Source organism: Micromonospora sp. DSM 45708, assembly GCF_039566955.1.
GTDB lineage: Bacteria > Actinomycetota > Actinomycetes > Mycobacteriales > Micromonosporaceae > Micromonospora.
In genome coordinates, this window is the sequence record NZ_CP154796.1 from 2574873 (window position 1) to 2598315 (window position 23443).

Here is a 23443-nt window from a genome sequence, read left to right on the forward strand (position 1 = left end):
GCCCGGGCCGCCGGCCAAACTCGGGCGGGAACCCGACCGGCGCGAGCGGTGTCAGGGAAGTGGACCGAGGTGGAGGTTGTCCTGGACGACGACGAGATCGTCACCCGCGTACGCGCCGGTGACCGGGAGGCGTACGACCTCCTGGTCGCCCGGCACACCGCGTCCGCGTACCGGACGGCGGCGCTGCTCGGCGCCGGGCCGGACGCGGAGGACGTCATTCAGGAGGCGTTCGTGAAGGCGTACCGGAAGCTGTCCCGGTACCGGGGGGAGGCGTCGTTCCGGTCCTGGCTGCTGGCCATCGTGGCCAACGAGAGCCGGAACCTGCACCGCTCGCGCGGCCGGCGGGACGGGTTGGCGCTGCGGGCCGCCGCCGCCGACCCGGCGACCGAGGCGACCGCCGGGGACGGGCTCGACGCGGTCCTCGCCGCCGAACGCCGGGCCGCGCTGGTCGGGGCGCTGCGCCGGTTGCCGGCCCGGGACCGCGACGTGATCGCCTGTCGCTACCTGCTCGACCTCACCGAGGACGAGACCAGCACCGTGCTGGGGCTGCCCCGGGGCACCGTGAAGTCACGGGCCCACCGCGCCCTGGCCAAGCTGCGCGGCCTGCTCGACCACGAGGCGGTGCGCCGTGGATGACCTGGAGCGGGACCTGCGCGACCTGACCGACTGGCTGGAACCGGCCGTGCCGCCGGACGTGACCGCCCGGGTCCGCGCCCGCCTCGCCGCGCCACCACGTCGGCGGTGGCGGTACTGGCTGGCCGCCGTGCTCGCGGCCCTGCTCGTGGCAGCGCTGCCGCCGGGCCGGGCCGCCGTCGCCGACGCGGTGACCGGGCTGCTGCGGTTCTCCGGCGTCGTCATCGACACGTCGGGCCCGCCCGCGCCGTCCACCGGCACCCCGTCGCCGTTGCCGGCGCAGCGTCCGGTCGCGTTCGCCGAGGCCCAGCGGCAGGTCCGGTTCCCGATCCGGGTGCCGACCCGGCTCGGCGCCCCCGAGCGGGTGCTGGTCGCCGACCCGGACGGCATGGGCGCGCACCGGGTGGCCAGCCTGCTCTACCGGGGCGGAACGCTGCGGCTGGACGCGTTCGACGGCGCGCTCGACACCGTGTTCCACAAGCAGGCGGCCGGCGCCGACGTGACGTTCACGCATGTGCACGGCAACTTCGCGATCTGGGTCGGCGGTCCGCACGCGCTGGCGTACGTCGATCGGCGGGGGAGCGTGCGGGTGGCCACCGCGCGCCTGAGCGCGGCGACGCTGATCTGGCAGGAGGGCGGCGTGAGCTACCGGCTGGAGGGCGACCTGACCCAGGGCGAGGCGCTCGACGTCGCGGGCTCGCTGGAGTGAGCCGGGAACCCGGCCGGCGCGGGCGGTGTCCTGCTGGTGGAGAGCACGTCGTCGATCGGGGGTGTCGGATGTCCCGTCCGGGCATGGTTCTGGTGGTGCCGGTGCTGTTGCTGGCCGGCTGCACGAGCGCGGGCCGGCCGGCCCCGCCGCCGGGCGCCGCCCCGGCCGGTACGTCCGCCGCCCCCGCCGCGACGGGTTGCCGCGCGGCGGTGGCGACCGACCGGTTGCCGGACTGGGCGGACGCCGGGTTCAGCGGCGACACGCGGATGCCGCATGTTCTCGGTGACCGGGGGGAGATCGTCGCGATCCTGTTCGGGCACCCGTTGACGTACGCCCGCCACGAGGGACCGACCAACAAGATCCTCTGGGTGGGGAGTCCGACGTCCGCCTCGCCCGACCCGACGGCGTCGACCACGCTGGTGATCACCGCGACGCTGGACGGTGTCGGCACCCGGGTCACCCGGGAGGTGGCCGGTGGCCCCGGGCCGTCCACCGTCGACCTGCCGGCGGCCGGCTGTTGGCACCTGCGGCTGGCCTGGTCCGGCCGGGCCGACACGATGGACCTCGTCTACCGGGCCGCCGCCTGAGGGGCATGGCCCCGCCCGGTCCGGGTAACGCCGGGTCATGGCGAAGTACACGAAGCCGGAACTCCGGGAACGGCTGAAGGAGGAGATCAAGGCCTCCGACAAGGGTGGCCGGCCGGGGCAGTGGTCGGCCCGCAAGTCGCAGTTGCTGACCAACGAGTACAAGAAGCGCGGCGGGGGCTTCGAGGGCCCGAAGGACGCACGGCAGCGTTCCCTGCAACGCTGGGGTGGTGAGCAGTGGCAGACCCGGGAGGGCGACACGCGTGCGCGACACGACGGCGAAACCCGCCGTTACCTGCCCAGACAGGCCTGGGAGGAGCTGTCCGAGCAGGAACGGCGGGAAACCGACCGCCGCAAGCGGCGCGCGTCCCGCACCGGCCGGCAGTACGTTTCCAACACCGGCCCGGCGAAGCGGGCCCGCCGGGACGCGACCGCGGCGGAGCAGGTGAACGAGCTGCCGGTGGCGCAGGCGGTGAAGCTGGTGCGGGACCTCGACACCCGCCAGCTCGACGCGGCGCTGCGCCGGGAGCGCGGTGGCCGGGCCCGCAAGACGCTGATCGGACGGCTGGAGTCGGAACTCGGCCGCCGGCGGGCGGCGTGAGCCGGGCCTAGGCCGTGTCTTCAAAGAGTTACAACCATTGCAGTAGCGCGGCGATGGTGACGGTGGCCTGGTACGACGTCGCGGTCTTGTCGTAGCGGGTGGCGACGCTGCGGCATTGCTTGAGCCGGTTGAAGCAGCGTTCGACGACGTTGCGCCGCTTGTAGAGCTGCTTGTCGAAGGCCGGTGGCCGGCCGCCCCGCCTGCCTCGTCGGCGGCGGTTGGCCTGCTGGTCAGCGCGCTCGGGAATGGTGTGCCCGATGCCTCGTCGGCGTAGCTCGGACCGGATGGCCTTGGAGCTGTAGCCCTTGTCGGCGATGACGTGGTCCGGGCGGACCCGAGGCCGGCCGGTTCCTACCCGTTCGACTCGGATGGCAGCCATGACGTGGGCGAAGCGGGTGCAGTCGTTGACGTTGCCGCCAGAGAGCACGAACGCCAGGGTCCGGCCGAGGCCGTCGCAGGCGAGGTGAATCTTGGTGGTCAGTCCACCTCGACTTCGACCGAGGGCGTGATCCTGTGGTTCGTCCGATTCCCGGCGCCCCCTTTAGCGCCGGCTGCGTGCTGGTGAGCTCGCACGATCGTGGAGTCGACCGACACCAGCCAGTCGATGTCCCCGGACGCGTCCGCGTCGGCCTGGACCCCGGCGAGCATTCGCTCGAATGTGCCGTCCAGAGCCCACCTGCGGAAACGGGTGTAGATCGACTGCCAGGACCCGTAGCGGGCGGGCACGTCCCGCCACGCCGCCCCGGCCCGGATCTTCCACACGATCCCGTTGAGCACCCGCCGGTCATCGACCCGCGGCCGACCACCGGTCACCGCTGACGGCAGGTACCGCGACAGCGTTTCCCACTCGACCTCAGACAACTCGTAGCGACGACCCACGCGCTACATCATCCGACACCAAGATCCTTTGAAGACACCGCCTAGCGGCGCGGCTGCTGCGGGACGCGGGGCAGCACGAACGGCGGCCCGGAGAAGATGAGGTCGGCCTTCAGCTCCTGGTACGCCCGCTTCGGCTGGTAGTTCTCGTCGTACACGGTGGCGAGGCCCTCCGGCGGGTCCGAGAACGCGCCCGGCACCCAGGAGTGCTTGTCGGTGAAGCCCCAGAGCGTGAACGACAGGCAGTGCCGCTCGGCCAGGCAGGCGCGCAGCAGCGTGCTGAAGTTGGCCGCGGACGCCTGCAACCGTGGGTTGATCTCGGCGGAGTCACCGGCCCGCACCCCGGCGGTCAGTTGGCTGCGCACGTCCACCTCGGTGAACGCGGTCGCCAGCCCCAGCCCGGCGAACTTCCGCAGCGCGGCGGCGACCTGGAGCGTGTCGTAGTTGCCGTACTGGGTGCCCAGGTGGCCCTGACTGCCGACGCCGTCGATCGGTACGCCCCGGGCCCGCAGGTCCCGCGCCATCTCGTAGACGAACTGCGTCTTGTCGTCCGCCGGGTTGCCGGAGCCGAAGGCCTCGATGTTGTAGTCGTTGTAGAACAGCAGCGCGTCCGGGTCGGCGGCGCGCGCCCAGCGGAACGCGTCCGCGAGGTAACCGGGGCCGAGGTGCTCGGCCCAGAAGCCCTTGTAGTGCAGCGTGGACGGGGTGTCCCAGGGGTCGCTGACCGCCTCGTTCACCACGTCCCACTGCCAGATCCGGCCCTTGAAGTGGCGGACCACGGCGGTGATGTGGTCGCGCAGGATGCGGCGCAGCTCGGCGGTGTCGATGGAGCCGTCCTCGACGCCGCTGGTCAGCCATGCCGGCAACTGGTTGTGCCAGACCAGCACGTGGCCGCGGACCCGCTGGTGGTGCTGGCGCGCGAACGCGACCAGCTCGTCGGCCGGCGCCCAGTCGTAGGTGCCCCGGGTGGGTTCCAGACTCTCCCACTTCATCACGTTCTCGGCGGTGACGGTGGAGAACTCGGACCCGACCAGCTCGCGGTAGCGCGGCTCGGCGGTGTTGTCGAGCGCGGCCATGTCGACCGCGGTGCCCACGTACAGGCCGTGGCGCTTGGCCAGGTCGCCCAGGCTCTGTGCGGCCGGGTCGTAGGGGCGTCCGGCGGTGGCGGGGACGGCGTTGAGGGCGGCGGCGGTCGCCACGGCGACCAGGCCGGCGGCGATCCAGCGGCTCGGCTTCATGGGTGTCCTTCCGGCAAGCGGGCGAAACTTCCGGGAACTTTTCCGAAACTCGGCCGGAACATTACGGCGGTCGATGTGGCTCCGTCAATCGCCGCGTCGCCCCGATGTCTTGACACCCGCCGATGTTAGCGCGAACATAGATGATTGTCTGTATATGGAGGTTGAGGCATGGCCGAGGTGAGGCGCAGTCGGTTGCTTCGTCGGTTGCTGGTCGCGCTGGTGGGCGCCATGACCGCGTTGGTGGGTGGCGTCGTGGTCGCCTCGTCGCCGGCAGCCGCCGCCACCGACCAGTTCCGGGGCATGAACTGGGCGGTGCTGGGCGACAACTTCAGCACCGGGCCGCTCGTCGTGCAGGGCCTGAGCATGTCCGACAGCAACGCGACCGTGCGGGCCAAGGCCAACGCCCTCTACGACGACATGGCGGCCACCATGGGCGTCAACACCGTCCGGCTGCCGGTCAACACCCACACCGTGGGAACGGCCTGGTGGGAGGCCTACCGGGGCGCGATCGACGCCGCCACCGCGCGGGGCTTCAAGGTCATCCTGGCCTACTGGGAGGACGGCGCCGCCTCCGGCGGCCGGATCACGAACCTCGCCGCGTGGAACGCGATGTGGTCCACGGTGACGAACACGTACGGCGCGAACCCCAACGTCTACTTCGAGCCGATGAACGAGCCGCACGGCTACAGCTCGGCGGAGTGGCGCGACGTCGCGGCCAACTGGCTCAGCTACCACTACTCGGCGGTGCCCGGTCGGGTGCTGATTGGCGGCACCGGCTTCAGCCAGGACCTGCGCGACGTCTGCAACGACCCCCGCTTCGCCGCGACGCTGTTCTCCTTCCACCACTACGCGTTCTTCTACGAGGCGATGAGCTACGACGCCTTCCGGAGCCACATCCAGACCCGCCTCGGCAACTGCGCCTCCCGCGCGGTCGCCACCGAGTTCGGCGCGCCCATGAACGACGGCCGTGACTACGCGGACGCCGCCAGCACCGACAACTTCGTGCGCCACATCCGCGCCATGGCCCAGGTCATGCGCGACAACCGGATGGGCGGCACCTACTGGCCGGCCCTCGGGGGCAAGCCCGGCACCATCGGTTACGACTGGTACTCGATGTTCTCGCTCAGCGGCAGCGGCACGAACCTCGACCTGACCGTCCGCAACCCCTCCGGCGCGGACCGGATCCGCTACGGGTGGGGCGACACCGTCGGCGGGCCCACCACGCCGCCGCCGACGACCGGGACGTTCTACCGGATCACCGTGCGCCACAGCGGCAAGGCGATGGACGTCCAGGCGCCGAACACCGACAACGGCGCGCGCGTCGGCCAGTACACGTACGGCGGCAACGCGTGGCAGCAGTGGCAGTTCGTCGACGCCGGCAGCGGCTGGTGGCGCCTCGTCAGCCGGCACAGCGGCAGGTGCCTCGACGTGGTGGGCGCCTCGACCGCCGACGGCGCCGAGCTCATCCAGTACACCTGCGGCAGCGGCGCGAACCAGCAGTTCCAGATGGTGGCCAACGGCGGCTGGTTCCAGCTCCGGGCCCGACACAGCGGCAAGTGTGTGGACGTGCCGGCCCTGTCGACCGCGGACGGCGTGGTGCTCAAGCAGTATCCGTGCAACACCGGCGCCAACCAGCAGTGGTCGCGTACGCCCGTCTGACGGTGGCCTAGTCGTGCGGGCGGCAGGAGGCCCGCACGACCAGCTCGGTGGGCAGCCGGATGTGCGCGTCGCGTTCGACGCCGGCGATCAGGTCGATCAGCAGGCGCAGCGACTCGGCGCCCATCCGTTGCAGCGGCTGCCGGATCGTGGTCAGCGGCGGGTCGACGAGCGCCGACTCGGGGACGTTGTCGAAGCCGATCACCGACAGGTCGTCCGGCACCGGGATGCCCATGCTCCGGGCCACGTCAAGCGTGGAGATCGCCGAAAGGTCGTTGCCGGCGAAGATCGCGGTCGGCCGGTCGGGGAGCGCGAGCAGTTCCGCCGCCGTGCCGGCCGCGCCCTCGATCCGGAAGCCGCCGACGCGGACCAGCCGCTCGTCCACCGCCACGCCGGCGTCGGCCATGGCCTGGCGGAAGCCGGCCTCGCGCAGGCGTGCCGACTCCAGGTCGGGTCGCCCGCTGATGTGCCCGATCCGGCGGTGGCCGAGCGACAGCAGGTAGTTGGTGGCGAGCACCGCGCCGGCGAAGTTGTCCGAGTCGACGGTGGGCAGGCCGGAGGGGCCGGTGTGCGGGTCGACGGCCACGACGTGGAAGCCGTGCTTGGTCTCGACCACGGTCGGCGTCACGATCACCGCGCCGTCGATGAGCGTCCCGGACAGCCGGGCCAGCGACCGACGCTCCCACCCGATGGCGGCGCCCTCGCCGTCGCCGCTGGAGTAGGCCAGCAACTGGTAGCCACTGCCGGCCACCTCACGGGAGGCGCCCTTGAGCAGCTCGGTGGAGAACGGCTCGAACTCGGCCACCAGGATGCCCAGCACGTTCGTCCGGTGGCTGCGCAGGCTCTGTGCGCCCAGGTCGGCCTCGTACCCGAGTTCGTGGATGACCTGCCGCACGCGTTCGACGGTGGCCTGGGCGACGCCGTACCTCCCATTGACAACCTTGGATACGGTTGCCACCGAGACGCCGGCGGTGCGGGCCACGTCCGACATCTTGACGCGCTGCGGGAAGGTCACGCCGACGATGATAGAGGGCTCGCGGGGCTGCGTCGCGACGGTTCGAAAACGTTATCGATACCGATTGACATCGAGTTACGTGGCTGTAACACTCCCCGACAGGTAACCCGACTGAGTGGTCGAGGAGACATCTAATGGCGATGAAACGCCGCGCCGGTGCCGTGCTGGCACTGTTGATGACCAGCGCCCTCGTCGCCGCCGGATGCAGCGGCGGTGGCGACGACGACAAGGCGGCTCCGGAGAGCGAGCTGTACAAGAACCCGGTGACGCTGACCTGGTGGCACAACGCCTCCCAGGACGGCCCCGGCAAGACGTACTGGGAGAAGGTCGCCAAGGACTTCTCCACCGCCCACCCGACCGTCAAGATCGAGATCGAGGCGATCGAGACCAACCAGCTCCAGCGCACCCGGCTCCCGGCCGCGCTGCTGAGCAACGACCCGCCGGACGTCTTCCAGGCCTGGGGCGGCGGCGAGATGCGCGAACAGGTGGAGGCCGACTACCTCAAGGACATCACCGACCAGGTCAAGACCGAGGTCGCCGACATCGGCTCCGCGGCCGAGATCTGGCAGGTCAACGGCAAGCAGTACGGCCTGCCGTACCGGATGGGCATCGAGGGCGTCTGGTACAACAAGGACATGTTCGCGAAGGCGGGCATCTCGGCGCCGCCGACCACCTTCGAGGAACTCAACGCCGCGGTCACCAAGCTCAAGGCGATCAACGTCGTGCCGATCGCCCTCGGCGCCGGTGACAAGTGGCCCGCCGCCCACTGGTGGTACAACTTCGCGCTGCGCGCCTGCTCCGTCGACACGCTGAAGAAGGCGTCCACCGACCGGAACTTCGACGACCCGTGCTTCGTCAAGGCCGGCCAGGACCTCAAGACCTTCATCGACACCAAGCCGTTCCAGAACAACTTCATCGCCACGCCCGGCCAGAACGACCCGACCAGCGCCAACGGCCTGCTCGCCAACGGCAAGGCCGCGATGGAGCTGATGGGCGACTGGAACCGGGGCACCCTGGACACGGTCGCCACCGACAAGGCGAAGCTCGGCAAGTTCCTCGGCTGGTTCCCGGTGCCGGCGATCTCCGGGTCCGCCGGTGACCCGAAGGCGGCCCTCGGCGGCGGCGACGGGTTCGCCTGCGCCAAGCAGGCGCCGGCGGAGTGCGTCGAGTTCCTCAAGTACCTCGTGAGCCCCGAGGTGCAGAAGGGCTACGCCGCCACCGGCACCGGCCTCCCGGTCGCCAAGGGCGCGGCGGACGGCGTGACCGACCCCGCGCTGAAGTCGATCCTGACGGCCACGTCCGAGGCCACCTACGTGCAGCTCTGGCTGGACACCGCCTACGGCAGCACCGTCGGCAGCGCGATGAACGACGCCATCGTCGCCATCTTCGCCGGCAACGGCACGCCGGAGAAGGTCGTCTCCGCCATGAAGGCGGCCGCGAGCAAGTGACCTCCACCGACCAGACCCGGTTCCCCGCCGGCGGCGTCACCGCGCCGCCGGCGGGCTCCCGGCCCACCGGACGCGCCTCCTCCCGTCGGGCCGAGACCCGCCGCAAGTGGTACGAGATCGTCGGGCTCACCACGCCGGCGCTCGTCGTCTACGTGACGTTCGTGCTGGTGCCGATGGGCTTCGCGTTCTACTACAGCCTGTTCCGGTGGCGCGGGGTGGGCCCACCCACCGAGTTCGTCGGCTTCAAGAACTACGTCCTCGCCTTCCAGGACCCGATCTTCCTCGACGCGCTGCGCAACAACGCGATCGTCGTGTTCGGGTCGCTGCTGGTCCAGGGTCCGCTCGCGCTCGGCGTCGCGCTGCTGCTCAACCGCCGCTTCCGCGGGCGCGGCGCGTTCCGGCTGCTGGCCTTCGTGCCGTACGTGCTCGCCGAGGTCACCGTCGGCATCATGTGGAAGCTGATCCTGACCGGCGACGGCACGGCCGACGAGCTGCTGCGGGCACTGGGCCTGGGCGGCCTGGTGCAGGCGTGGCTCGCCGACCTCGACGTGGTCATCTGGACGCTGCTGTTCGTCCTCACCTGGAAGTACGTCGGCTTCGCCATCATCCTGCTGCTGGCCGGCCTGTCCAACGTGCCCGAGGAGCTGACCGAGGCCGCCGCGATCGACGGCGCGAGCTGGTGGCAGACCCAGCGCCACATCACGCTGCCGCTGCTCGGCCCGACGATCCGGATCTGGATGTTCCTGTCGGTGATCGGCTCGCTCCAGGTCTTCGACGTGGTCTGGGTGACCTCGGTGCCGGCGGTGCGCTCCCTCGGCGCGTCGGCCACCATGGCGACGTACATGGTGGACAACGGCTTCTTCGCCCGGTTGTGGGGCTACGGCAACGCGGTGGCCGTGATCCTGTTCGTCATCTCCTTCGTGGCGGCACTGCTGTTCCAGCGCTTCCTGCTCCGCCGCGACATCGAGGGCGCCATCACGAGAAGGGCGAACTGACCGTGACCGCGAATTCCGTCCTGTCCCCGGCCGCCGGCCGCCGGCCGATCTCCTGGGGCACGCCGCTCACGTACGCGCTCGCGCTCGCGGTCGCGGCGGTGTCGATCGCCCCGATCGTCTACGTGATCGTCGGCGGCTTCCGCACCACGCCGCAGATCGTCGACGACCCGGCCGGGCTGCCCGACCCGTGGGTGTGGGACAACTACGCGCGGGTGCTGACCCAGAGCGACTTCTGGCGGCAGGCGTTCAACAGCGCGGTGATCGCGCTGGGCACCACGCTCGGCGTGGTGGTGCTGGGCCTGTGCGCGGCGTTCGTGATCGCCCGCTACAGGTTCCGCGGCCGGGAGGCGCTCAACACCTTCTTCACGCTCGGCCTGCTCTTCCCGGCCGGCGCGGCCATCCTGCCGCTCTACCTGATGCTGCGGGACCTGAATCTGATCAACTCCTACTACGCGGTGATCCTCCCGCAGGTCGCCTTCTCGCTGCCGATCACGATCGTCATCCTGCGGCCCTTCCTGGCCGCCATCCCCCGGGAGCTGGAGGACGCCGCGGCGATCGACGGCGCGGACCGGCTCGGCTTCCTCTGGCGCATCGTGCTGCCGCTGTCGCGGCCCGCGCTCGTCACCGTCGGGATCCTCGCGTTCGTGGCGAGCTGGAACGCGTTCCTGCTGCCGCTGCTCGTCCTCGGCGACGTCAACCTGCACACCCTGCCGCTGGGGGTGCAGAACTTCTCCAGCCAGTACACCACCGACACCGCGGGCGTCCTCGCCTTCACCTCGCTGGCGATGCTGCCGGCACTGCTCTTCTTCACGCTCGCCGAGAAGCAGATCGTCGGTGGCCTGCAGGGTGCGGTCAAGGGCTGAGCGGCAGCGGTACGAGCACAACCGAGGGAAAGGCACACCATGACAGAGGTCCACGCGGTGGTGGACGGGCCGGCACCGGCCCAGGAGGGCCCGGACGGGCACGCCGGCGAGACACGCGTACGCGAGCTGCTCGGCCGGATGACGCTCGACGAGAAGATCGCGCAGCTCGTCGGGTTCTGGGAGAAGGAGGACGGCGAGGCGGTCGCGCCCCTACAGGGGGAGTTCGCCGCCGCCGCCCGGCTGGAGGACTTCGCCCGGCACGGGCTGGGTCACCTCACCCGCGTCTACGGCACCCGTCCGGTCGACGCGGCGGCGCGCGCGGCCTGGCTGTGGCAGTTCCAGCGGGGCCTGGTGACCGGCACCCGCCTGGGCATCCCGGCGATCGTCCACGAGGAGTGCCTCACCGGCCTGTCGGCGTGGAAGGCGGCCACCTTCCCCACGCCGCTGGCCTGGGGCGCCGCGTTCGACCCCGACCTGGTCACCGAGATGGCCGCCGCGATCGGGGCCTCGATGCGGGCGCTGGGCGTCCACCAGGGTCTTTCCCCGGTGCTCGACGTGATCCGGGACCCGCGCTGGGGCCGGGTCGACGAGTGCATCGCCGAGGATCCGTACCTGGTCGGCACCATCGGCACGTCCTACGTGCGCGGCCTCCAGTCGCAGGGTGTGCACGCGACGTTGAAGCACTTCGCCGGCTACTCCGCGTCGCGTGCCGGCCGCAACTTCGCCCCGGTGCACGCCGGTCCCCGCGAGCTCGCCGACGTGCTGTTCCCGCCGTTCGAGATGGCGATCCTCGACGGTGACGCCCGTGGCGTCATGCACTCCTACGCCGAGATCGACGGCGTGCCGGTGGCCGCCGACCCGACGATGCTGACCGGCGTGCTGCGGGACCGCTGGGGCTTCGACGGCACGGTGGTAGCCGACTACTACGGCGTCGCCTTCCTGAACCTGCTGCACCACGTGGCGGGCGACCACGCGGAGGCGGCCGGGCAGGCGCTGACCGCGGGCGTCGACGTCGAGCTGCCGACCGGGGACGCCTACCTGACGCTGCGGGAGTCGGTGCGCGCCGGCGCCGTCGACGAGGCGCTCGTCGACCGGGCGGTGCTGCGGGTCCTGCGGCAGAAACAGGACCTCGGCCTGCTCGACGCGACGTTCACCGACGAGCCGCCGCGCGCGGTCGACCTGGACTCGCCGGCGCACCGGACGATCGCCCGCCGCCTCGCCGAGGAGTCCGTCGTGCTGGTCGCCAACCAGGGCGTCCTGCCGCTGGCGGCGGGTCGGCGGGTGGCGGTCGTCGGCCCGAACGCGGACCGGCAGGGCGCGCTCTTCGGGTGCTACTCCTTCCTCAACCACGTGCTGGTCCAGCACTCCGGGGTGGAGACCGGCATCGAGGTGCCGACGGTCCTCGACGCGGTGCGCGACGAGTTCGGCGCCGACCGCGTCACCTGGTCCGGCGGCTGCGACGTGGACACCGACGACCGGTCCGGTTTCGCCGAGGCGGTGGCCACGGCGTCCGCGGCCGACGTCGCCGTCCTGGTCGTCGGTGACCACGCCGGCCTCTTCGGGCGGGGCACGGTCGGCGAGGGCTGTGACCGGGACGACCTGGAGTTGCCCGGCGTCCAGCGGGAGCTGGTCGAGGCGGTCCTGGCGACCGGCACCCCGGTCGTGCTGGTGCTGGTCACCGGCCGGCCGTACGCGGTCGGCTGGGCGCTGTCCCGCTGCGCGGCCGTGGTGCAGGCGTTCTTCCCCGGTGAGGAGGGCGCCGCCGCGATCGCGGGGGTGCTCTCCGGTCGGGTCAACCCGTCCGGCCGGCTGCCGGTCAGCCTGCCCGGGTCGGCCGGCGCGCAGCCGTACTCCTACCTGCACCCGGCGCTGGGCCAGGGCAGCGAGGTCACCAACCTGCCGGCGCTGCCGGTCGCGCCGTTCGGGCACGGCCTGTCCTACACCACGTTCGCGTACACCGATCTGGCGGTGCCGGCGACCGCGCCGACCGACGGCGCGCTGCGCGTCACGGTGCGGGTGACCAACACCGGCGCGGTCGCCGGCGACGACGTGGTCCAGCTCTACGGCCGTGACCTGGTGGCCTCGGTGACCCGGCCGGTGGCGCAGCTGCTCGGCTACCGGCGGGTACGCCTGGAGCCGGGCCAGTCGGTCACCGTCGCGCTGACGGTGCCCACCACCCGCCTGGCGTTCTCCGACCGCACGCTGACCCGGGTGGTGGAGCCCGGTGAGGTCGAGGTGTGGGTCGGCACGAGCGTGCGGCGGGACGCGCAGGCGTCCACCACGCTGACCGGGCCCACGGTCCCGGTCACCAACGCGTCCGCGCGCTGGACGACCACGGCCCTGAGCTGACGTCCGGTCCGCCGGTCGTCCACGGGGGCCGACCGGCGGACCGGCCCACGGCGGGTCCCGCACCCCGGGCGGCGGTGGTCGTGCCGGGTCCGGCGCGCGCCCCGCCACCGCCGTGGCGCTGCCCCGGGGTGGGTAAATCGCCGCAAAACGGACTTTCGTCGGAGGTGGACTCCGTAGGCTCCGGAGGTCGTTCAGCCCCCGCACGGTGGGGCTCCCGGTGCCGGCCCGCAGGGATGCGTGAGTCACGATGATGGACGCGGACACCATGGTCCTGCCCCGGCTCGGGCCGGCCGAGGCCGACGTCGAGGACCCGTGGGGGGAGGACCGGCCACCACGCCCGCGCCGGGCCGCCGCCCGCGTCGCGGCCGGCGCGAACCGGTGGCGGATCGCCGCGTGGCTGCTGCCGGCGCTGCTGACCGGCGGGCTCGGCGGGGCCGGGCTCGGGACGCCGGGGCTGCGGACCGAGGAGCTGGCCACCTGGCGCGCCGCCACGTCCCCGTGGCGCGAGGCGTGGACCGGTGACCGGACGCTGGCGCCGTACCACCTGCTGATGCGCGGCTGGGTGGAGCTGTTCGGCGCGGGCGACGTCGCGCTGCGCGTACCGTCGCTGCTGGCGATGACCGCGGCCGTGGCGCTGGTCGGCGCGCTGGCCGCGCGGATGTTCGCCCCCGGCACGGGGGTGCTGGCCGGCGCGCTGCTCGCGGTGCTGCCGTCCTCGACCCGGTACGCGCAGGAGGCCCAACCGCACGCGGCGGCGCTGTTCGCCGCCGTGCTGGCCACCTGGCTGCTGCTGCCGGTCCTGGAGCGACCGACCGCGCGGCGGCTCACGGCGTACGCCGGGGCGGTGGTCCTGCTCGGCCTGTGCCAGGCCGGGGCGGTGCTGTTGCTCGCCGGCCACGGGTGGGTGGTGCTGGCGTTCCGGCGCGCGACGGCCGGCCGCTGGTGGGCCGCCGCGACGCCGGGCGTGCTCGGCGTCGCCGCGCTGCTCTGGTCCGGCGCGCGGGACGACGGCGGGCTGCTCCCGCCCGGCGTCCGCGTCGATCCGGGCGTCCTGGCGGCCACGCCCCGGGAGTTGTTCGGCGTCGCCGCGCTCGGCGCGGTGCTCGCCGGGCTCGCGCTGTTCAGTCTCCCGCTCCGGTACGCCGCCGCGATCTGTACCGCGTGGGCGCTGGTCCCGGCGCTCGGTCTGCTGCTCGTGGCGCGGGTCGTCCCGGTCTGGTCGCCGGCCGGCCTGCTCTTCACGGTGCCGGCCTGGGCGGTGCTCGCCGCGGTGGCGCTGTCCCGGCTGCGCGCCCGCGGGGCGGTGGCCGGGCTGGCGGCGGTCGCCCTGGTGGGCGCGCCGGCCCAGGTGGCCGTGCGGGGACCCGACGGGCACGGACAGGACCCCCGCCGGGTCGCGGCGATCATCGACGGGCTGGGGCGGCGCGGGGACGGCGTGCTCTACGACGATCCGGCGGCGCGGACGCTGGTGGCCCGGTACGTGCCCGTCGACCGCCGGCCGGTCGACGTGCTCGCCACCCGGCCGGGGACCGACTGCGACGGTTGCGACGTGGTCCCGCGCCGGCTGTGGCTGATCCAGCCCGGTCACCCGACCACCCCGTGGGTGACCGGCGTCGGCGCGGCGGCGCGGGGCCTGCGGGCCGGGTACCGCCCGGAGCGGGTCTGGCGGCCGGCCGGGTTCACGGTGGTCCTGCTGACCGACCAACGGCGGACATCGCCCTGATTCGCGTCTTTCTCACCTGGTTGTCCGATTAGCATCGGTCCGGGTTCCTGGCGAGCCCGATGCAGACCATGGGGGAAACGTTGGCCGTCGCCGCCGATACACGCCTGTCCCGCGCCACCCGGCCGGTGCCGTCGGGCGAGCGCCCACGGGTGGGTGCCCCGCCCGGGCCGCCCGTCCCACCCGGCGCCGACCGCCGGCAGCGCAACATCCGGGCCCGCCTGGCGTACGCCCGCTGCGGCGCCACGGCCGGGCCGCTGCGCCCGCCCCGGCGACCCGACGCACCCGTCGAACTCCGCCCCGCCGCCTCGGTCGCCGCGCGGTCCGTGCTCACCCTGCTGGTGTTCGTCAACAGCGCCGCCGGCCTGCTCTTCGTCGGCTGGCTGCTGCTGCCACAGCACGTGCCCGGAGCGGGCGTCGTCGGCCCGGGCGGCTGGTCGACGCTCGCCGCCCGGCTCGCGTTCTGCGTGGTCGTCGGCGTCGAACTGATCCGGCTGGCGCAGAACGTGGTGGTGTGCGTGTTCGCCTTCCACGCGAAGGATCCCGTGCCGGTCGATCCGCCGGTCGGCCTCCGGGTGGCGCTGCTCACCACGATCGTGCCGAGCAAGGAGCCGCTCGACGTCGCGGAGCGCACGCTGCGCCGGCTCCGCGAGATCGTCTACTGCGGGCAGGTCGACGTGTGGATCCTCGACGAGGGGGACGACCCGGCGGTGCGGGCGATGGCCGCGCGGCTGGGCGTACGGCACTTCACCCGGCGGGGGCGGCCGGAGTACAACCAGCCGCGCGGCGAGTTCCGGGCCCGGACCAAGTCCGGCAACCACAACGCCTGGCGGGCCGAGCACGAGCACCGCTACGACGTGGTGGCCAACGTGGACCCGGACCACGTGCCGCTGCCGCACTTCCTGGAACGCACGCTCGGCTACTTCCGCGACCCCGACGTCGCGTTCGTGGTGACCCCCCAGGTGTACGGCAACATGCACCAGAACTTCGTCGCCCACGGCGCCTCGGTGCAGCAGTACCTCTACAACGGCCTGATCGCCCGGGGCGGCAACGGGCTGGACGCGCCGCTGCTCACCGGCACCGGTCACCTCTACCGGCCGGCGGCCTGGCGGACCATCGGCGGCTACCAGGACTCGATCATCGAGGACCACCTCACCAGCATCCGGATCCACGCCGCCGTCAACCCGGCCACCGGCCGCCGGTGGAAAGGCGTCTACACCCCGGACGTGGTGGCGCTGGGGGAGGGGCCGACCTCCTGGGCCGACTACTTCAACCAGCAGCGACGCTGGGCGGCCGGCATCTGCGAGATCCTGCTCCGCCGCGAGCTGCGCGCGCCGCGCGACCTGCCGGCACGCCGCCGCTGGCAGTACCGCCTGCTCCAGTTCTACTACCCGAGCGTGGCGGTCAGCCTGCTGCTGGGCAACGCCGCCACCGCGCTGTACCTGCTCACCGGCGTCGACGCGGGCCGGCTCGACCCGCAGGTGTGGGCCGCGCTGTGGGGCACCACCATCGGCACCTGGTTCCTGCTGTGGCTCTGGCTGCGTCGCTTCAACATCGCCCCGCACGAGCGGGAGGAGGTGGGCATGGTCGGCATGGCGCTCGCGTTGTTCGCCGGGCCGGTCTACCTGGCCGCGGCGGTGGGCACCCTGCTGCGCCGCCGGCTCGGCTTCGTGGTCACCGCCAAGGGGGCGCTGCGCACCGCCGAGTCGCCCCGCACGTTCCGGCTGCACCTGTGCTGGGCGGCGGCAGCCGCCGGCCTGCTCGGGGCCAGCTTCGCGCTGGACCACGACCACCCGCTGCTGCGGGTCTGGCCGGCGCTGACGCTGGTCACCGGGCTCGCGCCGCCGTTGATCGCCTGGGCGGAGCGGGTCCGGGCCGGCCGGGACGAGCCGGCCCCGGAACGGTCGGCGCCGACCCCGGCGCCGGCGCCGGCGGCGGTCGGCGGTGGTGCGCCGTGCTGAGGCTGACCGTGCCCCGGGTGGGGCTGGCGCTGGCCGGCGTGCTGCTGCTGGCGTACGCCTTCGTGGTGGCGCCCGGCGTCCGGCGCGACCCGGCGCCGGCCCCGCCCCGGGCGGCGGCGTCGCCGGCCGACGCTCCGGCGTCGCCGGTTGACGCCCCGGCGACCACCACGTCCGGTCCCGCCGCCGGCGTCTTCCCACCGGCCGGCCGGGCGTTCGTCGGGGTGATGACCGACAAGGGCCCGTACGACCTCACCGCCGTGGACCGCTTCGCCACCGCCGCGGGGCGCGCGCCGCAGGTGCTGCTCTTCGGCGCGAGCTGGGCGTCCGCCGCCTTCGACCGGAGCCTCTTCGACCGGATCGCCGACCGGGGCATGATGCCGATGCTGGGCTGGGAGCCCTGGGACCACACCGTGGACGAGGCGGCCCGGCGCACCGGACTGACCGCCCGCCAGGTCGACCGGCTCCGGTCCACCCAGCCGGACTACCGGCTGGACCGCATCGCCCGCGGCGACTTCGACGGCTACCTGCGGTCCTGGGCGGAGGGGGTGCGGTCGCTCGGCTACCCGATCGCCATCCGGTTCGCGCACGAGATGAACGGCGACTGGTACCCGTGGAGCGAGCGGGCCAACGGCAACCACCCGGGCGACTACGTGCGCGCCTGGCGGCACGTGCACGACGTCTTCACCGCGGCCGGGGCCACCGACGTCGCCTGGGTGTGGAGCCCGAACGCCCGATGGGACAAGACGACCGCCGGGCTGGGCGGGCTCTACCCGGGCGACGACTACGTCGACTGGGTCGGCGTCACCGGCTACTACGGCACCGGCGCGTTCACCAAGACCTACTGGTCGTTCGACCAGATCTTCGGACCGACCATCACCGAGATCCGCACCGTCACCGGAAAGCCGCTCGTCGTCACCGAGACCGGCGCCTCCGACGTCGACGCCCGCAAGGCACGGTGGATCCGCGAGACCTTCGGCTCGCTGCCCCGCTACCGGAACCTGATCGGGCTGATCTGGTTCGAGGTGGACAAGGAGGCGGACTGGCGCATCGCCGACTCGCCCGCCGCCGCGACCGCGTTCGCCGAGGCGGTGTCCGTCCCGCGCTACGACGTGACCTGGTCGCCGGCGACGAGGCCGCGCACCGAGGCGGACCGGTAGGAGCGGGCGCACCGTCCCCGGGGCGTCACCGGACGACGACACCCCGACCGGCGCCCGTGACGGCTGGTTGACGCGACCTGCGGCAGGGTCGCGGCACGAGGCGACACGGCGCGAGGGGGCGGCATGGTCAGGACGATGCTCTTCAGACGTGCGCGCCCCGGGTGCGAGCCCGCCGTGGGGCCGGCGTGGGAGACGGTCGCCGGACAGCTCAGCGCGTTGCCCGGCAGCCTCCGGCACGAGCTGCTGCGCGACGCCCTGGACCCGTACGGCTTCGTCGTGGTCACCGAGTGGGCCGACGAGGCGGCGCTGCGCGCGTACCGGGACGGGCCGGTGGCGGCGCGCCTGGCCGAGCTGCTCCGGCCGCTGACCGAGGCGGGCGGCCCGCCCGACTATCCGACGATGACCGAGGACACCGACGGTGACGGGCCGGTCTACGTCGACGTGGAGCTGGTCGTCCCGTGCGCCCGCCTCGCCGAGTTCCACCGGGGCTACCCCGAGGTGGTGCGTCGGATGGCGGCCGTGCCGGGCTACCGGCGTGAACGGCTGCTCCGCGAACCCGGGTCGGACGTGCACCACATCTTCGCCGAATGGGACGACGCGGCCGGGTTCCTCGACTGGATCGCCGACCCGGCGCACGCCTCGACGCAGGCCGGGCCGATCGCGCCGTTCCTTCTCGACATCCGACGCCGTCTCTTCCACGTCGTGCCCGACGTGGACGACCGGCGACACCACACCACGGACACGGAGGCCGACGTGCAGAGGACAACGGACGTACTGGTCGTCGGCGCGGGCCCCACCGGGCTCACCGCCGCCGTCGAGCTGGCCCGACGCGGCGTCGACTGCCGGGTGATCGACCGGCTGGCGACCCCGCCCGACCAGGCCGACAAGGCGATCGGCGTGCACTGCCGCACCATGGAGATCTGGGAGGAGCAGGGCGTCGTCCGGGAGGCGATGGACGCCGGCATCTGGCTCACCGGCAACACGGTCTTCGTCAACGGCGTCCAGACGCACCGGATGAGCTGGGAGCTGCCCGGCCTGCCGTACGCCCACCTCGGCCTGCCGCAGTACGAGACCGAACGGATCCTCACCGAGCGGCTGGCCACGCTCGGGGTGCGCCCCCGGCGCGGCGCCGAACTGGTCGACTTCACCCAGGACACCGACGGCGTGACCGCCACCGTCCGCACCGCCGACGGCGGCACCGAGACCGTCCGCGCGGCGTACCTGGTCGGTTGCGACGGCGCGCACAGCCGGGTCCGGGAGCGGCTCGGCCTCACCTTCACCGGCGGGCTCGGCCGCTTCCCGCAACTGTTCATGCTCGTCGACGTGGACGTGGACTGGGACATGCCGGACGGGCACCTGCTGCGGTTCCTGCACACCACCGACGGACAGATGGACGGGATGCTGGTCTGTGTCCCGCTGCGCGGCGAGCGCCGGTACCGGATCGCCACCCTCGCCCCGCCCCGGTTCTTCGCGCAGACCGGTGGGCAGGACGCCCCGCCCGGCTTCAGCGAGGAACTCGCCTCGCCGACGCTCGACGACGTGCAGGCCGCCCTCGACCGGCTCGCCCCGCCCGGCACCCGGGCGACGAACCTGCGCTGGTCGTCGGTGTTCCGGATCAGTCACGGCATCGTCGACCGCTACCGGCACGGTCGGGTCTTCGTCGCCGGCGACGCCGCCCACCTGCACCCACCGGCCGGCGGCCAGGGCATGAACACCGGCATCCAGGACGCCTGGAACCTGGCCTGGAAGCTGGCCCTGGCGGTCCGCGGGCACGCCGCCCCCGGACTGCTGGACAGCTACGAGGCCGAGCGGCGGCCCGAGGGCGAGGAGATCGTCGGCCGCGCGGTGCGGATGGCGGGCACCGAGGAGCTGGACCGCGCCGACCTGGAACGGCAGTTCCTCCAGGAGATGTCCCTGCTGCTCAGCTACGCCGGCAGCCCGCTGGTCGGGGAGACCGTCGCCGACCCGGCCGCGCTCGGCGACGCACCCCGCCCCGGTGACCGCGCGCCGGACGTCGAGGGACTGCGGCGGCGCGGCGTCGGCCACCCGCTGCGGTTGCGGGACCTGACCCGGGGCACCGGGCACACGCTGCTGCTCTACGCCGATGCCACGGCCACCGCGGCGGAGCTGGCCGGCTTCGCCGACCTCTGCGCCGACGCCCGGCGGCAGGCCGGCGGGGAGCTGGACGCGTACCTGCTGCTCGACCCGGACGTCGCCGAACCGCACCTGGCCGACCCGCCGGTGCTGCGCGACGCCGACCGGCGGTTCCGCGCCGGGTACGGCCTGGCCGGCACCGGGCTCTACCTGATCCGCCCGGACGGCCACGTCGGGTTCCGGGGCGCCCCGGTCGACCCCGACGCGCTCCGCAAGCACCTGGGCCTGGTGTTCGGCGGTCTCCGGTGAGCCGGGTCCGGACGGTGCTGGCGATGCGGACCCGGGAGGGCTGCGAGGAGCGGTTCGAGGCGGAGTGGCGCACCGCCGCCGAGGAGATCCGCGCGCTTGACGGCTGTCTGCACCAGGACCTGGTCCGCGACGCCGACGACCCGCGCAGCTATCTGGTGATCAGCGACTGGGCCGATCGGGAGCGGCTGGACGCGTTCGGCCGCAGCGCGCACCGCGACCGGCTGCTGCGCGTGGTCCGGGAGCTGCGCGAGTCCGCGGAACGGCACACCTACCAGGTCCTGCACAGCGTGACCGGCGAGCCAGAGGAGGCCCGATGACCGAGGATGTGGTACCGGCCGGCGAACTGTACACGGACGCGTTCGCGGCCGATCCCTATCCCACCTTCGCCCGGCTGCGCGCGCAGCGGCCGGTCTGCCCGGTGGGGTCGCCGCGCTTCGACTCCTGGCTGATCACCCGCTTCGACGACGCGCGCGCGGCGTTGACCGACCCGCGGCTGTCCAAGGACCTCTACGGCCCGGACCGGCACTTCCTGCGGATCTTCGGCCCGAACTCGGAGGGGCTGAACCGCAACATGCTCAACTCCGATCCGCCCGAGCACACCCGGCTGCGCCGCGTGGTGTCGCAGGCGTTCGCGCCGCGGCGGATCGAGGCGCTGCGACCGCGGGTGGCCACCGTCGTCGACGCCCTGATCGACAAGATCGTGCCGCGCGGCGAGGCGGACCTGATGCGGGAGTTCGCCATCCCGCTGCCGATGACGGTCATCTGCGAGCTGCTCGGCGTGCCGCCGGCCGACCACGACCGGGTGCTCGACTGGACCCAGGTCATCCGCACCTCCGGCTCGACCCGCCGGCCGCCGGAGGAGGAACGCGCGGCGGTGCAGCAGGCCCAGGCGCAGCTGCACCACTACCTGACCGACCTGGTCCGGGACAAGCGCGACGACCCGGCCGACGACATCATCGGCGAGCTGGTGCGGGCCGTCGACCGGGACCGGACGCTGTCCGAGGCGGAGCTGGTGACCACCACGTTCCTGCTGCTGTTCGCCGGCCACCAGACCACCGCCGACTTCCTCGGCAACGCGGTGCTGGCCCTGCTCACCCACCCCGAGCAGTGGGAACTGCTGCGCAGCACGCCGCGCCTGCTGCCCACCGCGATCGAGGAACTGCTGCGGTTCGACGGCCCGCTGCCGGTGGCCAGCCCGCGCGTCGCCACCGAGGACGTCGAGTACCAGGGGGTACGCATCCCGCGCGGGTCGATCGTCGGGGTGGCGATCAACGCGGCGAACCACGACCCGGCCCACTTCACCGATCCGGACCGGCTCGACCTGCGCCGGGTCCGGGGGCCGCACCTCGGCTTCGGCCACGGCGTGCACTACTGCCTGGGCGTCTCACTGGCCCGGATGGAGGCGCTGCTCGCGCTCTCCGCGCTGCTGCGCCGGCTGCCCGGGTTGCGGCTCGCCGTGCCGCTCGCCGAGGTGCGCCGGCTGCCCGCCGCCTCGCCCTTCCGCGGCCTGCTGGAACTGCCGGTCACCTTCTCCGCCTAGCCCGCCCACCCAGCCAAGGAGCACGTCATGGTCTTCCGGAACGTGATCGTCTGCCACATGGTCCCCGGCAGCGACGAGATCGTCGGCAACGTCTTCGGTCACTACGACCAGATCACCCGACCGCAGGATCTCGGCGTCATCGGCCGGTACCTGCTGTCGCACCACGACCTGTACCTGCACGTGATCGAGCGCGAGCAGGACCCGAGGATCTCCGGGCAGACCCGCGGGCTGCCCGCGTTCCAGAAGATCGCCGAGGAGATCGGCCCGTACGTGACGCCGTACCCGCGGTACTGGAAGAACCCGTCGGACTCGGTGGCCAAGGAGTTCTACCACTGGGCGCCGGAGGGGGAGCCGCCGGACGACACCACGCTGACCGTGATCGTCGGACGGATCAAGCCGGGCGCCGAGCCGGACGTGGCCCGCGTGTTCGCCGAGTCCGACGCCGGATCGCTCCCGGCCGAGCTGGGCGTCACCGGGCGCTGGCTCTACTCGATCGACGACGTCTACGTGCACCTGCTGGAGCAGGAGTCCTCGGCGGCCGAGGCCACCCGCGACCAGCACGCCGACACGCCGACGTTCGACAAGGTGCGGCGGGAGCTCGGCCCGTACGTCGAGCCGTACCGGCCGGACCTCTGCCACGGCCCGCAGGACCAGGTGGCCACCGTCTTCTACCGCTGGCGCGCGCAGGACTGAGCCGGCCGGAAACCGCCCTCCGCCGCACCCCCGTACGCCAGGCTGGGACCGAGGCGTACGGGGGTGTCGGGTGCCGACCAAGGAGATCATTCAGCACATCGGCGCGTTGCTGGACCTGATCGGGGTACTGGTCATCGCGGTGGGCGTCACGGTCGCCACGGTGGTGTTCGCGGTGCGCTGCGGTCGTACCCGGCAGGTGGTGGCGCACTACCGGGCGTACCGGCAGGGGGTCGGCCGGGCCATCCTGCTCGGCCTGGAGTTCCTGGTCGGCGGCGACATCATCCGTACGGTCGCGGTGTCGCCCACCTTCACCAGCGTGGGCGTGCTGGCCCTGATCGTGGCGGTCCGGACGTTCCTCAGCTTCTCGCTGGAGGTGGAGCTGGACGGCCGCTGGCCCTGGCAGGGCAAGCTCCCCCGGGCCGGACAGGCGGGCGCCGACTGATGGGGCCACGGACACCGCGCCCGGCACGACCCGGAGCACCCGGCCACCGGCGACGCGGGCTCGCCGGCTCCCGCTCGCCCCGACCGGGACGTGAGATGTATTGCTGGCCGGCACAGGCACGCAGGTGAGAGGTTTGACGTCGACTCACCGGGTCACTGATACCGGGAGTGACGACGGAAGGGGAACACCGGTGCCCGACACGATCCGGACCAGGTCCAGTCAGGACGCCGTCCTGCCACGCGGCGTCACCGACCCGTTGCTGTGGCGCAGCGCGTACGACGTCGCCGCCGCGCACCGGCCGGACGCCGGCGGCCGGTGCTCCAGCCTGCTCTGCGCCGGCGTTCCGGCGCCCTGCGAGCCGCTGACCGTCGCCCGCCGGGCGATGCGCCTGGCCGGGGACGCCAGCCGTCGCGCCGACCACGGCGGGTCGGACGGCCGGCCGGCCGGGAAGCAGCGGCGGGCCGCCTGAGCGGCCGGTGGGGCCGGGCGGTTCGAACCCTGGCCGCCCCGCTCCCGTGTCTATGATCGACAACTCGGTCGAAGTGCGGGAGACGAGGAGG

The 23443-nt window shown here is 73.1% G+C and carries 20 protein-coding genes and 1 pseudogene; 18 read left to right on the forward strand and 3 right to left on the reverse strand.

The window, feature by feature from the left end; all coding sequences use genetic code 11:
• Positions 1–69: 69 nt before the first annotated feature.
• From VKK44_RS11275 to VKK44_RS11290, 4 genes are all read left to right on the forward strand, one after another.
• Positions 70–636, forward strand: a complete 567-nt coding sequence (locus VKK44_RS11275) for an RNA polymerase sigma factor (protein WP_343446858.1) — start codon at positions 70–72, stop codon at positions 634–636.
• A complete protein-coding gene (locus VKK44_RS11280; protein WP_343446859.1) occupies positions 629–1342 on the forward strand; it encodes a hypothetical protein in 714 nt (237 codons plus the stop codon). Before VKK44_RS11275 ends, VKK44_RS11280 begins: the two co-directional genes overlap by 8 nt.
• 83 nt (positions 1343–1425) lie before the next feature.
• Positions 1426–1929, forward strand: coding sequence for a hypothetical protein (locus VKK44_RS11285; protein ID WP_343446860.1), 504 nt, complete (start codon positions 1426–1428; stop codon positions 1927–1929).
• A 37-nt stretch (positions 1930–1966) separates the two neighbouring features.
• The gene (locus VKK44_RS11290) at positions 1967–2527 is read left to right on the forward strand and encodes a DUF5872 domain-containing protein (RefSeq protein ID WP_343446861.1); all 561 of its coding nucleotides are present in this window, start codon (positions 1967–1969) and stop codon (positions 2525–2527) included.
• Positions 2528–2555: 28 nt separating this feature from the next.
• Here the strand turns inward: VKK44_RS11290 and VKK44_RS11295 are convergent.
• Positions 2556–3406, reverse strand: a pseudogene (locus VKK44_RS11295) (IS5 family transposase).
• Between the two features lie 41 nt (positions 3407–3447).
• A complete protein-coding gene (locus tag VKK44_RS11300; RefSeq protein ID WP_343446862.1) occupies positions 3448–4641 on the reverse strand; it encodes an endo-1,4-beta-xylanase in 1194 nt (397 codons plus the stop codon).
• Between the two features lie 168 nt (positions 4642–4809).
• Between VKK44_RS11300 and VKK44_RS11305 the strand changes: the two genes are divergently transcribed.
• Positions 4810–6300, forward strand: a complete 1491-nt coding sequence (locus VKK44_RS11305; protein ID WP_343446863.1) for an RICIN domain-containing protein — start codon at positions 4810–4812, stop codon at positions 6298–6300.
• Between the two features lie 7 nt (positions 6301–6307).
• On the opposite strand, the gene VKK44_RS11310 is transcribed toward VKK44_RS11305, so the two are convergent.
• On the reverse strand, positions 6308–7312 hold the full coding sequence (locus VKK44_RS11310; protein WP_343446864.1) for a LacI family DNA-binding transcriptional regulator: 1005 nt from the start codon (positions 7310–7312) through the stop codon (positions 6308–6310).
• 134 nt (positions 7313–7446) lie between these two features.
• Here VKK44_RS11310 and VKK44_RS11315 point away from each other — a divergent pair, with 134 nt between their 5' ends.
• The 13 genes from VKK44_RS11315 to VKK44_RS11375 all read left to right on the forward strand — a co-directional run bounded on the left by VKK44_RS11315 (position 7447) and on the right by VKK44_RS11375 (position 23352).
• Positions 7447–8760: an ABC transporter substrate-binding protein gene (locus VKK44_RS11315; RefSeq protein ID WP_343446865.1), complete on the forward strand. Its 1314-nt coding sequence runs from the start codon at positions 7447–7449 to the stop codon at positions 8758–8760.
• The gene (locus tag VKK44_RS11320) at positions 8757–9755 is read left to right on the forward strand and encodes a carbohydrate ABC transporter permease (protein ID WP_107157348.1); all 999 of its coding nucleotides are present in this window, start codon (positions 8757–8759) and stop codon (positions 9753–9755) included. The genes VKK44_RS11315 and VKK44_RS11320 overlap by 4 nt, the downstream gene beginning before the upstream one ends.
• Positions 9752–10618, forward strand: coding sequence for a carbohydrate ABC transporter permease (locus VKK44_RS11325; protein WP_343447745.1), 867 nt, complete (start codon positions 9752–9754; stop codon positions 10616–10618). The genes VKK44_RS11320 and VKK44_RS11325 overlap by 4 nt, the downstream gene beginning before the upstream one ends.
• 39 nt (positions 10619–10657) lie before the next feature.
• Complete coding sequence (locus VKK44_RS11330) at positions 10658–12967, forward strand: beta-xylosidase/alpha-l-arabinosidase (RefSeq protein ID WP_343446866.1); 2310 nt, start codon at positions 10658–10660, stop codon at positions 12965–12967.
• Between the two features lie 247 nt (positions 12968–13214).
• Positions 13215–14690 carry a glycosyltransferase family 39 protein gene (locus tag VKK44_RS11335; RefSeq protein ID WP_343446867.1) on the forward strand — a complete coding sequence of 492 codons (1476 nt, stop codon included), beginning with the start codon at positions 13215–13217 and terminating at the stop codon, positions 14688–14690.
• A 68-nt stretch (positions 14691–14758) separates the two neighbouring features.
• On the forward strand, positions 14759–16648 hold the full coding sequence (locus VKK44_RS11340; RefSeq protein ID WP_343446868.1) for a glycosyltransferase family 2 protein: 1890 nt from the start codon (positions 14759–14761) through the stop codon (positions 16646–16648).
• Positions 16642–17805, forward strand: coding sequence for a glycoside hydrolase family 26 protein (locus VKK44_RS11345; RefSeq protein ID WP_343446869.1), 1164 nt, complete (start codon positions 16642–16644; stop codon positions 17803–17805). The genes VKK44_RS11340 and VKK44_RS11345 overlap by 7 nt, the downstream gene beginning before the upstream one ends.
• Before the next feature lie 135 nt (positions 17806–17940).
• Entirely contained in the window at positions 17941–20208 is a 2268-nt protein-coding gene (locus VKK44_RS11350) for an FAD-dependent monooxygenase (protein WP_343446870.1), read from the forward strand.
• A complete protein-coding gene (locus tag VKK44_RS11355; RefSeq protein WP_343446871.1) occupies positions 20205–20525 on the forward strand; it encodes a putative quinol monooxygenase in 321 nt (106 codons plus the stop codon). The genes VKK44_RS11350 and VKK44_RS11355 overlap by 4 nt, the downstream gene beginning before the upstream one ends.
• Positions 20522–21748, forward strand: a complete 1227-nt coding sequence (locus tag VKK44_RS11360) for a cytochrome P450 family protein (protein WP_343446872.1) — start codon at positions 20522–20524, stop codon at positions 21746–21748. The genes VKK44_RS11355 and VKK44_RS11360 overlap by 4 nt, the downstream gene beginning before the upstream one ends.
• A 27-nt stretch (positions 21749–21775) precedes the next feature.
• Positions 21776–22441: a TcmI family type II polyketide cyclase gene (locus VKK44_RS11365; protein WP_343446873.1), complete on the forward strand. Its 666-nt coding sequence runs from the start codon at positions 21776–21778 to the stop codon at positions 22439–22441.
• Positions 22442–22511: 70 nt separating this feature from the next.
• Positions 22512–22883: a DUF1622 domain-containing protein gene (locus VKK44_RS11370; RefSeq protein ID WP_343446874.1), complete on the forward strand. Its 372-nt coding sequence runs from the start codon at positions 22512–22514 to the stop codon at positions 22881–22883.
• Between the two features lie 190 nt (positions 22884–23073).
• The gene (locus VKK44_RS11375; protein ID WP_343446876.1) at positions 23074–23352 is read left to right on the forward strand and encodes a hypothetical protein; all 279 of its coding nucleotides are present in this window, start codon (positions 23074–23076) and stop codon (positions 23350–23352) included.
• Positions 23353–23443 lie beyond the last annotated feature (91 nt).

Bases quoted from the DNA above. Each gene is read 5' to 3' on its own strand.
- VKK44_RS11285 (WP_343446860.1), top strand. From the start codon at position 1,426: ATGGTTCTGGTGGTGCCGGTGCTGTTGCTGGCCGGCTGCACGAGCGCG.
- VKK44_RS11290 (WP_343446861.1), top strand. From the start codon at position 1,967: ATGGCGAAGTACACGAAGCCGGAACTCCGGGAACGGCTGAAGGAGGAG.
- VKK44_RS11300 (WP_343446862.1), bottom strand. From the start codon at position 4,641: ATGAAGCCGAGCCGCTGGATCGCCGCCGGCCTGGTCGCCGTGGCGACC.
- VKK44_RS11305 (WP_343446863.1), top strand. From the start codon at position 4,810: ATGGCCGAGGTGAGGCGCAGTCGGTTGCTTCGTCGGTTGCTGGTCGCG.
- VKK44_RS11315 (WP_343446865.1), top strand. From the start codon at position 7,447: ATGGCGATGAAACGCCGCGCCGGTGCCGTGCTGGCACTGTTGATGACC.
- VKK44_RS11330 (WP_343446866.1), top strand. From the start codon at position 10,658: ATGACAGAGGTCCACGCGGTGGTGGACGGGCCGGCACCGGCCCAGGAG.
- VKK44_RS11335 (WP_343446867.1), top strand. From the start codon at position 13,215: ATGATGGACGCGGACACCATGGTCCTGCCCCGGCTCGGGCCGGCCGAG.
- VKK44_RS11340 (WP_343446868.1), top strand. From the start codon at position 14,759: ATGGGGGAAACGTTGGCCGTCGCCGCCGATACACGCCTGTCCCGCGCC.
- VKK44_RS11350 (WP_343446870.1), top strand. From the start codon at position 17,941: ATGCTCTTCAGACGTGCGCGCCCCGGGTGCGAGCCCGCCGTGGGGCCG.
- VKK44_RS11360 (WP_343446872.1), top strand. From the start codon at position 20,522: ATGACCGAGGATGTGGTACCGGCCGGCGAACTGTACACGGACGCGTTC.
- VKK44_RS11365 (WP_343446873.1), top strand. From the start codon at position 21,776: ATGGTCTTCCGGAACGTGATCGTCTGCCACATGGTCCCCGGCAGCGAC.